The sequence below is a fragment of the Bacillus sp. MT94 genome, assembly GCF_058792475.1.
On sequence record NZ_JBXAEZ010000006.1, the window covers coordinates 213027 to 225919 of the forward strand.

Annotated in this window: 14 protein-coding genes; 11 read left to right on the top strand and 3 right to left on the bottom strand. The window is 33.5% G+C overall.

Annotated elements, in window-relative coordinates; all coding sequences use genetic code 11:
- Nucleotides 1-15 precede the first annotated feature (15 nt).
- The gene (locus AC1Q51_RS22120) at nucleotides 16-909 is read right to left on the bottom strand and encodes a LysR family transcriptional regulator (protein WP_001050585.1); all 894 of its coding nucleotides are present in this window, start codon (nucleotides 907-909) and stop codon (nucleotides 16-18) included.
- A gap of 162 nt (nucleotides 910-1071) precedes the next feature.
- On the opposite strand from AC1Q51_RS22120, the gene AC1Q51_RS22125 reads away from it, so the two are divergent.
- The 5 genes from AC1Q51_RS22125 to AC1Q51_RS22145 are packed head-to-tail and all read left to right on the top strand — an operon-like array spanning nucleotide 1072 to nucleotide 6863.
- Nucleotides 1072-2064, top strand: coding sequence for an ABC transporter ATP-binding protein (locus AC1Q51_RS22125; protein WP_090976019.1), 993 nt, complete (start codon nucleotides 1072-1074; stop codon nucleotides 2062-2064).
- Complete coding sequence (locus AC1Q51_RS22130; protein WP_000714686.1) at nucleotides 2042-3067, top strand: ABC transporter substrate-binding protein; 1026 nt, start codon at nucleotides 2042-2044, stop codon at nucleotides 3065-3067. The genes AC1Q51_RS22125 and AC1Q51_RS22130 overlap by 23 nt, the downstream gene beginning before the upstream one ends.
- Before the next feature lie 12 nt (nucleotides 3068-3079).
- Nucleotides 3080-4750, top strand: coding sequence for an ABC transporter permease (locus tag AC1Q51_RS22135; protein ID WP_492331713.1), 1671 nt, complete (start codon nucleotides 3080-3082; stop codon nucleotides 4748-4750).
- The gene (locus tag AC1Q51_RS22140; protein WP_139213202.1) at nucleotides 4747-6009 is read left to right on the top strand and encodes an MBL fold metallo-hydrolase; all 1263 of its coding nucleotides are present in this window, start codon (nucleotides 4747-4749) and stop codon (nucleotides 6007-6009) included. Before AC1Q51_RS22135 ends, AC1Q51_RS22140 begins: the two co-directional genes overlap by 4 nt.
- A gap of 20 nt (nucleotides 6010-6029) precedes the next feature.
- A complete protein-coding gene (locus tag AC1Q51_RS22145) occupies nucleotides 6030-6863 on the top strand; it encodes a hypothetical protein (protein WP_048565277.1) in 834 nt (277 codons plus the stop codon).
- Nucleotides 6864-7120: 257 nt separating this feature from the next.
- Here the strand turns inward: AC1Q51_RS22145 and AC1Q51_RS22150 are convergent, their stop codons facing one another.
- Nucleotides 7121-8569: a serine hydrolase domain-containing protein gene (locus AC1Q51_RS22150; RefSeq protein ID WP_090976023.1), complete on the bottom strand. Its 1449-nt coding sequence runs from the start codon at nucleotides 8567-8569 to the stop codon at nucleotides 7121-7123.
- A 268-nt stretch (nucleotides 8570-8837) separates the two neighbouring features.
- Nucleotides 8838-9284 (bottom strand): YfmQ family protein, encoded by a 447-nt coding sequence (locus AC1Q51_RS22155; protein ID WP_029441929.1) that lies wholly within the window; start codon nucleotides 9282-9284, stop codon nucleotides 8838-8840.
- 41 nt (nucleotides 9285-9325) lie between these two features.
- Between AC1Q51_RS22155 and AC1Q51_RS22160 the strand changes: the two genes are divergently transcribed.
- From AC1Q51_RS22160 to AC1Q51_RS22185, 6 genes are all read left to right on the top strand, one after another.
- Nucleotides 9326-9442: a hypothetical protein gene (locus tag AC1Q51_RS22160; RefSeq protein ID WP_001987133.1), complete on the top strand. Its 117-nt coding sequence runs from the start codon at nucleotides 9326-9328 to the stop codon at nucleotides 9440-9442.
- Between the two features lie 65 nt (nucleotides 9443-9507).
- Entirely contained in the window at nucleotides 9508-9669 is a 162-nt protein-coding gene (locus AC1Q51_RS22165; protein ID WP_000108701.1) for a hypothetical protein, read from the top strand.
- Between the two features lie 238 nt (nucleotides 9670-9907).
- On the top strand, nucleotides 9908-10999 hold the full coding sequence (locus AC1Q51_RS22170) for a serine hydrolase (protein ID WP_029441930.1): 1092 nt from the start codon (nucleotides 9908-9910) through the stop codon (nucleotides 10997-10999).
- 68 nt (nucleotides 11000-11067) lie between these two features.
- A complete protein-coding gene (locus AC1Q51_RS22175; protein WP_065486054.1) occupies nucleotides 11068-11691 on the top strand; it encodes a DUF3885 domain-containing protein in 624 nt (207 codons plus the stop codon).
- Nucleotides 11692-11849: 158 nt separating this feature from the next.
- On the top strand, nucleotides 11850-12425 hold the full coding sequence (locus tag AC1Q51_RS22180; protein ID WP_090976027.1) for a histidine phosphatase family protein: 576 nt from the start codon (nucleotides 11850-11852) through the stop codon (nucleotides 12423-12425).
- 89 nt (nucleotides 12426-12514) lie between these two features.
- Complete coding sequence (locus AC1Q51_RS22185; protein ID WP_000461779.1) at nucleotides 12515-12886, top strand: hypothetical protein; 372 nt, start codon at nucleotides 12515-12517, stop codon at nucleotides 12884-12886.
- Nucleotides 12887-12893 lie beyond the last annotated feature (7 nt).

The following is a 12893-nucleotide window of genomic DNA, read 5'->3' on the forward strand; positions in this document are numbered from 1 at the left end:
CATAATGACAGCCTTTTAATTTTTTGTTGCAAATGAAGTGATGCTCTGTAGTAAAAAAGAAATGATTTTAGAATTCCATCTGTCCTCATGATGAATCGTATAAATGTTACGCTGAAATTCAAATTCAGGGATTGGTATATAGCATAGCTCATTTCGTTGTATTTCTTGCTCGATAGCAAGTTTAGAAATAAAGGCAATTCCATTACCATATTTTAAAATTTGTTTCATCGTTTCTAATGAGTCTAATTCAATTTCAGATTGGAATGTAATGTTGTGCGCCAACGTCCATTGTGTAAGTAAATCTCTCGTTGTAGATGGATTACGATGCAATAGTATGCGTTCCTTTTCGATATTTTGTAACGATACATTGTCTTTCTTTGAAAAATAATGTTCTTTGGAAAAGGCAAGAACAAGTGTATCGGGCATTATATTCGTTTGTTTTAAAAGTGGTTCATCAAATGGAGCAGCGGAAATTATCCCAAGATCGATTTCGTGATTTTGTAGCATCATTCGAATTTCAGGGGCTGTTTTCACTAGTAGCGTTATTTTTATATTGGGAAATTCACATTGAAATTGATGAACGACTTCTGGCAAAAGATAAGTCGCTGGTACATAACTAGCGCCGATTGTTATAGCACCTTTATGAAAATCTTTAAACTCTTGCGTGACACGTCTAGCTTCTTTCATAAGTGCATCTATTTTACAAGCATAATGGTGCAAAGCCTCACCAGCCTCTGTTAAGAAATACCTTCCAGAACGTAATTCGAATAGAGATACACCGAGTTCTTCTTCTAAGCTTTTTATATGAAATGTAATAGTTGGTTGTTTAACGCCAAGTTTTTCTGCAACGATTGTAAGCTTTTTGTATTTCTTAATAAGTACTATAATTTCTAATTTTAAGAGATTCATTATGAATTGCCGCCTTTTTTATTTTAACTATAGAAAAAATCTATAGAAATAAATAGTTTATTAGAAGTTTTTTAATTTAATCTTTACAGTACATTAACATTCAGTATAAATCTTCCATATAGAATGAAAGCAGGTTAAGAATGAGGGGAGAGAGGTGAAGCAATGGATATTACAATTAGTGGATTAGAAAAGACATTTGGAAAAATACAGGCGTTAAAGCCGTTGCAGATTGTAATGAAACAAGGGGAATTCACTACACTTTTAGGACCTTCGGGATGTGGGAAAACGACTTTACTTAGAATGATAGCAGGGCTTGAAGAACCGGATAAGGGAGAAATATATTTTGGAGACCAGTGCATGTATTCTGCTGCAAAAAAGATAAAGACATCTCCTCATGAACGGAATATCGGTATGGTATTTCAAGATTTTGCTTTATGGCCGCACATGACTGTTTTTGAAAATGTTGCATTTGGTTTAAGAGCTACAAAGCAAACGAATCAATTGCGAGAAAAAGTAGAAGATGCGATAAAGCGAGTTCGCCTGCAAGGTATGGAGAAAAGGTATCCACACGAACTTTCTGGTGGACAGCAACAACGTGTCGCATTCGCTAGAGCAATTGTAACAAAACCTCATTTTATTTTGTTTGATGAACCGCTAAGTGCACTCGATGCAATTTTGCGAGAAGAAATGAGAATAGAGCTTATGGATATCGTTCATTCCATTGATTTAACTGCACTGTATGTCACTCACGACCAAACAGAAGCAATGTCAATGTCAGACCAAATTATTGTCATGAAACAAGGAGAAGTATTACAAAAAGGAACACCGGAAGATATTTATGTGAAACCGTCTCATAAATTTGTTGCCAAATTTGTTGGTAAGGCGAATTGGCTTGTAGAGGGTAAAAAAATGGTTCGTCCAGAGCATGTGAGCTGGACGAAAAATGAAGTGTGCGAAATGTATACAGGTGAAATTAAGCACGTTACATATGTAGGAGAACGGTATGAAATAAAAGTAAACATGGGGGCACTCGGAATATGGACAGCTTATCACAATAGTAAATTAAGCATCGGTAAACCAGTATCGTTATATGTGCCCAAAAAATGTATTCATCATATAGGGGGAGAATCATATGAAGAAATTCAGTTCGCTTAAGTCTTTATTTGTATGTACTTTATTATTTTCGGCTGTAGTAACAGGGTGTAGTTCAAAGACAGGCAATGCAGATGCAAAAAGTAAAAATACGACTGAAAAGAAAATTGTTGTATATAGTGCAGGGCCAAAAGGGTTAGCAGAAAAAATTCAAAAAGACTTTGAAAAGAAAACTGGTATAAAGGTGGAAATGTTTCAAGGGACAACTGGTAAAATTTTAGCGAGAATGGAAGCTGAAAAGAAAAATCCAGTCGTTGATGTAGTCGTACTTGCATCATTACCAGCGATGGAAGGATTAAAGAAAGAGGGTCAAACGTTAGCTTATAAAGAAGCGAAACAAGCTGATAAGCTGCGTTCTGAATGGTCAGATGATAAAGGACATTATTTCGGGTATAGTGCTTCAGCATTAGGGATTGTGTACAATACAAAAAATGTGAAGACAGCGCCTGAAGATTGGAGCGATATAACGAAAGGGGAATGGAAAGGAAAAGTGAATCTTCCAGATCCAGCACTTTCAGGTTCAGCTTTAGACTTTGTAACTGGATATGTGAAAAAGAATGGAAAAGATGGATGGAATTTATTTGAACAACTTAAGAAAAATGAAGTTACAGTAGCAGGAGCAAATCAGGAAGCGTTAGACCCAGTTGTAACAGGTGCGAAAGATATGGTAATTGCGGGTGTTGATTATATGACGTACAGCGCAAAAGCAAAGGGTGAACCTGTTGATATCGTATATCCAAAAAGCGGAACAGTTATTAGTCCACGCGCAGCGGGGATTATGAAGGATAGTAAAAATGTAGAAGGCGCAAAAGAGTTTATTGATTATTTATTATCCGATGATGTACAAAAACAAGTTTCTAAAGCGTATTTATTGCCTGGTAGAACAGATATAAAAGCTGAAAATAGACCAAATGTAGAAGAGATTCCAGTATTAAATATTGATTGGAAAACAGTTGAGAAAGAGCAAGATGAAATAGGAAAACAATTTAAGAAAGTATTTCAATAAGATGGTGATTCCATGGTAAATCGATTCGTATCAGTAAGACAAGTTGGAATGACGGTAGCGTTATTGCTTGTGGCGATGTTAATCGTCATACCCCTTTTTCTTATTTTATTTTCTAGTATATATGAAAATAGCAGTTGGAACTTTTTAAAGCCTTTTGAAGTGATGCAGAGTGGTGGATTAGCTGGGATTTTTCTGAATTCGCTGCTTCTAGGTGTACTCGTTGTAATAGGAGCTACAATATTTGCATTTCCATTGGCGTTTATTATGAGCAAAACAGATGTAGGAAAGTATAGTAAGTTAGATATTGTTTTTATGATTCCATTTATGACACCGCCGTATATTGGATCAATGGGCTGGATTTTGTTCATGCAACCTAACGGCTATTTTGAACAATTTTTTCCGATGCTAAAGACAGTTTCATCATCGTTTTTTAGTTTAGGAGGTATGGTCTTAATTATGAGTCTGCATTTATTCCCATTCCTTTATTTCATGCTGAAAAACACGTTACTTCAGATTGGGAGTAGTAAAGAAGAAGCTGCAGCAGTTCATGGCGGAAGTTTTTTCTATCGTTTAAGAAAAATAATATTGCCGTTATTAGTATCAAGTTATGTAATGGGTGCTTTACTCATTTTCGTAAAGACGATTGCTGAATTTGGAACACCGGCTACATTCGGACGTAGAATAGGATTCCACGTGTTAACATCAGAAATCCATAAATTTATTTCGAGTTGGCCAATTGATTTTAGTAGTGCAACAGCATTATCTTCTTTATTACTTAGTGCTTGTATGCTTATTTGGTATATGCAAAATGTATTGAATCGAAAGTATTCATATGCAATGGTTAGTGGAAAAGGTGTGAAATCTAAAAGATATACTTTGTCTATATTTACGCGCGTTGTAGCATGGATGTATGTAATTGGTTTATTAATAGTATCAATTGGAATTCCATACTTTTCTATACTTATTGCTTCTTTGTCAAAATTAAGAGGCGGCGGTTTACATGTAAATAACTTTACAACAAGCCATTATGAGGCATTGTTTACAATAGGATCTCCGGGATTAGAGGCTTTATGGAATAGTTTTCTTTTTTCACTCGTAACAGCGATTATCGCGGTAATGATTGGAGTCTTTTTGGCACTTATGATTCGAAAGGGGAAAAAAACCTCTGAAAAATGGCTTGATATGTGCGGTATGTTACCGAATATGGTACCAGGAATCGTTATGGTTGTAGGTCTTATTCTATTTTGGAATTCACCATATATGCCTATGTCAATTTACAATACACCAATCATGGTTATCGTAACGTATGTTGTTCTGTTTTTACCTTACACGGTGCAATATGTAAAATCATCACTCGGACAAATTGATGATTCTCTCATGCAGGCAGGAAGTTTTTTTTCTGGAAATTATATTTATATTTTTAGAAAAATAATAATGCCTCTTATTATCCCAGGCATTCTTGCTGGATGGGCGATGACATTTACAATTTCGATAAGAGAGTTAGTAGCATCGCTTCTCGTATTACCTCCATCAGTAGAAACGTCAGCAACGTTTATTTTTGCTCAATTTGAACAGGGTGAAGTATCTATAGGCATGGCGATGGCCGTTGTTTCTGTTGGACTTACAACAATGTGCTTATTACTGCTGCAACATATGGAGCAAAAGCGAAAAGGGGTAGCATGATGAGAGTGGAAGTGTGGGGAGGAGCAGGAGAGTACGGTCGCTCCTGCTATTTTGTAAAAAATACAGAGGTGAAAATAGTATTTGATTGTGGTATTAATCGATCTTATGAGGATAGTTATCCAAAAATAGAGAGAGAAGCTGTTCCATTTTTAGATGCGGTATTTTTATCACATATCCATGAAGATCATACGATGGGTTTACCTTTATTAGCGAAGTATGGCTATAAGAAAAAAATTTGGACGACTCGTTATACGAAGGAGCAACTGCCGTTATATTATGAAAAATGGAGAAACTATAATGTGATGCAAGGGTGGGATTTACCTTATAGCGACCAGCACATAAAAGATTTAAATTATGTATGTATTGATGAGATTAGTAATCCAAATGAATGGGTACAAATTACTCCTACATTGCGGTTTCAATGGGGATATAGTGGGCATGTATTGGGAGCTGTTTGGTTTTTAGTTGATATGTGTAATACATACGTATTTTATTCAGGCGATTATTCAGCAGAGTCTAATATACTACGAGCTAATTTACCTGAGAAATTGGGCCATAATATAAAAGTCGCAATTGTGGATGCCGCTTATCACACAGATGATGTTTCGCAAAATGAAAGATTAGACGATCTATGTGCAGAAATTGAACGAGTTATGCAAAATAAAGGAATAGCATTATTACCGCTGCCACAACTTGGTAGGGCGCAAGATATAGTATTGTATTTATATGAACGATATAAAGAATTTCCGCTTATAGTAGATAAAGAAATCTTGGCTGGATTTGAAGAGATGTTCGTATATAAAGATTGGATAAAAAATAATGAAGAATTTAAATGGATTATGGAGAGTTTAAAAAGAAACATAATAGTGATGGATAATGATATTAGTATGCAAAATAGTTACGGAATAGTTGTAATGAGTGATGCGAATATGCAAACGAAACGAGCACAGTTATGCTATGAACAGCTTCGGAATGAAAAGCGGAATGCCGTTATTTTTACTGGGCACATTGCGAAAGGGAGTTTTGCAGAAAGAGTTATGAAAGAACCTGTAAGGAGTACATGTAGGGTGAAGCGAGTTCCGTATAAAGTTCACCAAAGTATAAGAGACGTTAAAGAGATGTTAAATACATTATTACCAGAACATACGGTGCTAGTACACGCTTTGAAAGAGGATACAGATCGATTACAACAAAAGCTAAGTACAGCAGGATATGAAAATGTATATTCACTTGCAATGGAACGTATAGAAGTCATTTAAAATACAAAGGGGATAGGTATATGAAAAAAGTATTTGTATTCGTAAGCATTTTCTTTTGTTGTTTCCTTTATAACGTTAAGGAAGGGTTTACTGCTAGTCCAATGAAACCTAGTTTTGAAGTGAAGTTATTATTAAAGCCAGAACAAGTATTAGGTTATAACAAAGAGATGAAGCAAGAGGTGCTAGAACATTTCCAGGCTGGTACAAAATATGAAAGAATACAAGTGCAATTTTTAGATACTGCAAATAAAAGTTTAAGTGATGAAGGTTGGTTTGCTAGAATTCGAAAGAAAGAATTTAGTAAAGATTTTGAACTAACATATAAAAAAAGATATCCTATTCAAAATGGTGTAATTCAAGATGCACTAGAAGTAGCTAAAAAAGAAGGATTCGATAGTAATACGGATAGTTATGAGGCGGAAATAGATTGGGGATTTGAGAAGAAAACATTAAGCATTTCAAATAAGAAAAGTTACAGTGCTAAAGGATATGGGATACTTGATTTACCAAATGAACAAGCTGCTCAAAACATGTTAATAGAAAAATTACCAGGGAAAATGAACAAATGGTTGTATACAAATTGGGGAGAAGAGATGTTAAAGAATTCCCGTATTTACGGTCCTGTATTAATGAAGCGATATACAGGAGAGTTTGAAAACATAAAAGCAAATATTGAAATTTGGCCATTAAGTAATACTGGGAAATTAGAAGATGACTTCGTAATAGAAGTGTCATTTAAAACAAATGAAGAAAGTATTGCGACAAAACAAAGGGAATTATTAATGGGGAGTTTAGAGAAAAAAGACTGGTTGTTACCGAAAGATAGTTTGAAGACAGAGCTTATTTTTCAGTAAATGAGAAAAAAGGAATCCATATTTCGTGGATTCCTTTTTATATATGAGTATTAAGCTAAATCATGTACAGAGATAATAAAGTTGTTTAATTTACAATAAAGTCATTTAAAAAATAATATAGTTGTTTAAAAATCCTTCTTCTACTAACGAGGCAGGTTAGTGGAAGAAATAGCAAGTGGGTTTAACTAGGAGAAGTGTCTTCTGTTTTTTAAATTAAAAATATCGATAAATTAGGATTTATTTACTTAACATTATACTTATTTTCGGAACGAGGCATCTAATCGGTGAGTAAATACAAACCAAGTAATGCTTGCTGTTAATAATGTTGACGAAATTAAAGCTGTAAGAACACTATATGTTTGCCAAATAAGTATCGTTGACCAATCGAGGGCAAAAAACATTATACACTGGGCAATCGTAGCGATTAGGAAAATAATTGTTACGATTGTTCTCTTTTTTGTCATTGGCTGCTGCTCATTCGTTTTCCTTTTTCTTAATCCTAAGAAAAATAACAGAACGGCTAATAGGCAAAGAATAATTGTGGTAGACGACAAAATGATGTCCAAAAGCTGTGTGCCGCTTATCTCATATGACTGAGTTAGATTGCCGTTTAATATATTTTTAACTTTTAGTACCAGGTTTATATTGGTATTTGCGCCGTTGCTCAGTAAGCAGATGGCTGTTCTTTCATTTGGCAGTATGGCTACTTTGGTACTAAAATTTGGATTACCCCCAGTGTGTTCTATAAACGTTTGTTCGGCGTTTACCGACCAACCTGCCGCATAATACATATCATTGACAGCCGAAACAGACATATCACCCCTATGTGATTTTTCGATAGCCCTGTGAAATATTTCGGGTATGTCCTGCACAATACCCATCTGTATGCCCATCCAACGCGCCATATCTTTTGTATTAGAAATGATATAGCCGGCAGGTTTATTCCCAGCATAATCCGGAGCGTTAAATGGAGTTGTTATAAAAAAGGAAGAACGGTAGCCCTGTGCTAACTGTCCAGTGGCTTGAGCATCTTCTTTATAAACATAGGTCTGGTGAAGACCTAAGGGTATAAATACCTGCTCCTTCATAAAGTCTTCATAGCTTTGTCGTGATACAATCTCAATAACCAAACCCAATACGTCATAATTAACGGTTCCATAGTTATATTGTTCACCGGGAGAGAACGCCAATTCTGCATCTACCAGCGTTTCCACGGTCTTTTGCAACATATCAGGCGTATTACCTTGTGGAATATTTTGAAGATGTCTAATATTTGTTAGGCCGCTGGTATGGTGAAGAAAGTTATTTAGTGTAAGGTTTTGCATATCAACAGGTTTACCTTGATACTTTAACGTAAACCAAGGTAAATATTTTTGGATAGGGTCAGTCATTGATAGCAGCCCTTGCTCTTCCAATAGCAAAATCCCCATACCAGTAAAAGCTTTACTCACCGAGGCCAACTCATAGAGTGTATTTTCACTTGCAGACAGTCCCTTTTCAAGATCTGCATACCCAGAAGAAAAGTAGAACACTTCACCATCAGCAAGTATTGAGAGTGACATTCCAGGCACACCTGACGTACGACAGGCATCATCTAGCAATGCTTGTATTGCCACAGATTTCGAATCTGACAACGCATAACTTTGTGTTGCGAATCCTGAGAATAATATAAATATCGTTAATACAAAAACAATAGTCTTTTTCATACACTCTCCTTTCTGAAGAATTATAAGGGTATAAATAACTTATTTTTATAACTATAAACTAAATTCTGATTTATATTTCTATTTATCTATATAATATCAAATAATTGTGAAGAGTTACACTTAAACTAACGGGGGCGTTAGTTTAATAAGAAGTAAACAACTTTATTATTCATTTTTTAAGCATTACATAAGCAGATGGATATAATTTGAAACAACTTTAAAGAGCCTTGCTGCATATAGAATGTAGTAAGGCTCTTATCTTTTTTAGTCAAAATTCAATAACTTTATTATCACTATACAAATCAGCTGATACGAACATATCACTGTTTTGAAGATTTTTAGAGCGTAAACTATAAGCAACTACCTTCTTTTTATATTGTTTTACAACATCAACATGCTCTTCATGACTGTAAATATAAAATGTGAAATCTTTTTTACCACGTTTTGCATTGATAATTAAAGGAGTGCCTTCATTATGGGGTGGTGCATAATAGCGATCTAAAAATAAACCTTCGTTAAAATCATGAATAATTTTTGATTTCTTTTCGCCTTCTACGTTATTTCCGTGAATTGTAATAGTCACATTCTCTTCGTCAAGTTGTGGATGTGTTTCGTACTTGCTAATAATGGATTCAATAACAGTGTTAGGAAGGCTAGAAACGATAATTTTAAATGCTCCAAATACAACTAACATCACAATAAACCAAGTCGTCATAGTATATCATCCCCTTTATTCTATTTAATAATATAACTCATATGGTAATAGTACATATGGTGAAGTTTTGTATAATTTGTGAAAAATATGCCATTTTTACGAACGAAATGTTAGAAAAATCAATTTTGTTACAAAAAGTTGAAATCGAAGTATTTTAAAAGAAAAAGGTTTATAATAAAAATATAACTAATAACCACATTACTAATTATAAGGAAGTGTAACTATGAGTACTGTAGCAATCGTATATGGTATTATTCTTTCCACAATTATTGTTTTGTTTTTCGTTGGGGTTTCACGTTATATTCATAAATGGAAAGAAGGCGTTGCGAAATTAAATCACATTGAAGAAGAACTTAGTGATTTAATGTTACATCATGGTAAATAAAAAGATAATTTTTTAACGAAACAATGTAAAGAATATCACAAAACATGCTCTCATCATGAAAGCATGTTTTTTTGTTATGTGAATGTTAGACATATTCATGAGATTTTTTCGTGCAATACAGTGTGAAATAAAATAATAATTCTTTATGTGTAGGAAGAGTTATTCTGTTTTGTATAATTTTGTAATTTAGTTCGGTATAATTATGATATAGAAGGAAATTTGTTAGAGGAGGTATATTGTGAACATATTAAAGATTATAGGAATTGTTGCAGGAGTGATTATAGTAGCAATTATAGCTTTCTTTGTCATAATGAAGTATTATTTGTCAAAAAAAGATTCTGATTACGTATTAACCTATATAAAAGAACATAAAGACGATGAGACATGTTCATTACTGATTAGAAAAAATGGTGAGATATTAACATCTATAAATGAAAATAAAAAATTGCCATTAGCGAGTACGGCAAAAATCGTAATAGCAGTTGAATTTGCTAAGCAAGTGTCAGAAGGAAAAATAAGTCGTGATGAACAAATTTCATTGCACGAGCTAGAAAAATATTACGTTAAAGATACTGATGGTGGAGCACATCCTAACTGGTTAGAAGATGCCAAAGCGAGAGAATTAGTGAAAAATGGACAAATCGCTTTAGAAGAAGTCGCTAAAGGAATGATTCATTATAGTTCTAACGCAAATACAACATATTTGTTAGATAAGCTTGGAATAGAAAGAGTAAATGAAAGTATAAAAGAGTTAGAGCTTACTAGTCATGATAAGTTCTCTTCGTATACAGCTTCACTATATATGAGAGGGTATGTAGAAAAAGAGCTTCATAAGCCAGAAAATCAATCATTAGAAATGATACGTAACATGTCAAAGGATGAGTATAATAAACATGTGTTACAAATTCATGAATGGATGAAAGATGAAGAAGAATGGAAAAAACGTGAAATTCCATTAAAGGTAGATATGGAATTTCAGCGAATTTGGTCAGATCGATTAGTGAGTGCAAACGCTAAAGATTATATGAGTATAATGGAAAAAATAAATAGTAGAAATTATTTTCCTAAATTAATGCAAGAAGAAATCGAGAATATTTTCAAAGGAACAGTTAATAATAGTAAGTTAGAATTTGCGGGGCAAAAAGGTGGTTCTACCGCATTCGTATTGACAAAAAGCTTGTATACTACAGATAAGAAAGGGAATAAAGTAGAAGTTGTAATTATGTTTAACGATATAGAAGATCAAGTTGTATATCAAAAGCTGAGAAATAATATAAATTATTTTATTCAAGATGCTATAACAGATGAAGAGTTTAGAAATAAATTATAATAAAATAATTTTATTATGTAAACAACATGCTATTAAAGGTAGGTATTGAGATGAGGTTGAATGAGTATATGCTTGAAACGTTTCCGAATTTAGAACTTAGACCACCTCTATTTTATAATTGGGATATTGGTATTCGTTTTAGATTAGGTGTGGACTATGATTGTAATAACATTTATGAAAATTGTCTATATTTAGAAGGCGTTTATAAAAGGACGATTACTTTATTTCAGTCTTTACATTCAACAAAAGATGATATTTATATTGTAGTGGATGTAAATGACTATGCAAATGGTGAAATTTTCAAACAGAAATTGAATATCTTTTCTAAGTATGTCAAAGAGAAGTCCGATTTGTTTAAGTTACAGAAAAATACAATCCCTTATGTTTTTCCAGAAGAAGATGAAGATGGAGCATATAAAACACATAGATATACTTTGAAATGTAAAATCTCTGACTTTACATACATTCCTATGCTAAAAGCAATTTGTAATCAAGATATGGGAATAAAACCGAGTATTTTTCATAGGGTGTATTTTATAAATGTTAACAAGAATACTATATTTCACGTTTATGATGATAGAGGTTGTGATGTATTAGCTACCTCTCCTGATACAATTAGGGATATTTATAATACATATAATGATTGGATATTAGAATACGATAGAAATAAAATTGATAAAGTATTTAATTGAATGTAGTCTATTTTAAATGAGGGAAACACCATATGGGGTGTTTCCCTTTTATTAATATGAAAATCAACATTTAAATTTGAAAGCACTTATTATAAAGGTAAAGGGATTTGATGGTAATGTATTGAATTTGGGTAGAAACGGAAAAAGGAGATGAATAAATGACAACAATCTATTTCGTTCGCCATGCCCATTCTACCTATACAAAAGAAGAACGGGAGCGACCTTTATCTGAAAAAGGGTACTTAGATGCAGAGAATGTAACACGCTTATTAAAAGATAAACATATTGAGGTTGTGATTTCTAGCCCGTATAAAAGAGCAATCCAAACTGTACAAGGAATTGCGAATACATATAAATTATTAATACAAACAGAAGAAGATTTGCGTGAAAGATTATTGAGCACAGAGCCAGTATCAAATTTTAATGATGCTATGCAGAATGTGTGGGAAGATTGGAGTTTTGCATACGAAGGCGGAGAATCGAATGATATCGCACAAAGGCGCGCTGTAATATGTATGCAAAATATATTAAAACAATATGAAGGTAAGAATATTGTAATAGGTACGCATGGAAATATTATGGTATTACTCATGAATTATTTTAATTCGAAATATGATTTTGAGTTTTGGAAAACACTTCATATGCCTGATGTGTATAAATTAAATTTTGATAAAAATCGTTTCATTTCTGCTGAAAGAATAGAGAAAACAGGTCATCGGTTAAATATTTTGTAAAAGTTTATCAAAAAAAGAGGAAAGAGAGAAGTTATTGTAGAAGTATGACTTTGTAACATAAAAAATATATGTTAAAGGAGGCTGTTTACATGTTTGAGAAAGAGAAAGAAGGGCTTATTGAAGTTCAAAACGTATATGAAATTGCACCAGAAGATGGAACAATTATTGGTATGGCAACGGAAGAAGAAATGGAAATTGCTGCTGAACTAGAGTTACAGTACTATGCCCATTCTCGTTTGTTAGAAGCAAATATTCAGTTAGACGGTTCCTCCTACAAAGAGTTACTTCAGGAGTTCCAGGAGTACGAAAGAAAATCAATGAGCTTTTGGCGAGCGATACATAAACGTTTAGCTGTGCCATGGGCGTGGGTACTACGTATTGATGTTGCGAATGGCCCTATATATGTAAGTAATGGAAGTTCATATTACGAAGAAATCGATGATGAAGAAGATTATGAATAGATAAGTA

Excerpts from the sequence above, each read along its gene's own strand:
- AC1Q51_RS22185 (WP_000461779.1), top strand. The coding sequence starts at position 12,515 with ATGTTTGAGAAAGAGAAAGAAGGGCTTATTGAAGTTCAAAACGTATAT.
- AC1Q51_RS22135 (WP_492331713.1), top strand. The coding sequence starts at position 3,080 with ATGGTAAATCGATTCGTATCAGTAAGACAAGTTGGAATGACGGTAGCG.
- AC1Q51_RS22130 (WP_000714686.1), top strand. The coding sequence starts at position 2,042 with ATGAAGAAATTCAGTTCGCTTAAGTCTTTATTTGTATGTACTTTATTA.
- AC1Q51_RS22140 (WP_139213202.1), top strand. The coding sequence starts at position 4,747 with ATGATGAGAGTGGAAGTGTGGGGAGGAGCAGGAGAGTACGGTCGCTCC.
- AC1Q51_RS22125 (WP_090976019.1), top strand. The coding sequence starts at position 1,072 with ATGGATATTACAATTAGTGGATTAGAAAAGACATTTGGAAAAATACAG.
- AC1Q51_RS22120 (WP_001050585.1), bottom strand. The coding sequence starts at position 909 with ATGAATCTCTTAAAATTAGAAATTATAGTACTTATTAAGAAATACAAA.
- AC1Q51_RS22155 (WP_029441929.1), bottom strand. The coding sequence starts at position 9,284 with ATGACGACTTGGTTTATTGTGATGTTAGTTGTATTTGGAGCATTTAAA.
- AC1Q51_RS22165 (WP_000108701.1), top strand. The coding sequence starts at position 9,508 with ATGAGTACTGTAGCAATCGTATATGGTATTATTCTTTCCACAATTATT.
- AC1Q51_RS22175 (WP_065486054.1), top strand. The coding sequence starts at position 11,068 with ATGCTTGAAACGTTTCCGAATTTAGAACTTAGACCACCTCTATTTTAT.
- AC1Q51_RS22160 (WP_001987133.1), top strand. The coding sequence starts at position 9,326 with ATGGTAATAGTACATATGGTGAAGTTTTGTATAATTTGTGAAAAATAT.
- AC1Q51_RS22145 (WP_048565277.1), top strand. The coding sequence starts at position 6,030 with ATGAAAAAAGTATTTGTATTCGTAAGCATTTTCTTTTGTTGTTTCCTT.
- AC1Q51_RS22180 (WP_090976027.1), top strand. The coding sequence starts at position 11,850 with ATGACAACAATCTATTTCGTTCGCCATGCCCATTCTACCTATACAAAA.
- AC1Q51_RS22150 (WP_090976023.1), bottom strand. The coding sequence starts at position 8,569 with ATGAAAAAGACTATTGTTTTTGTATTAACGATATTTATATTATTCTCA.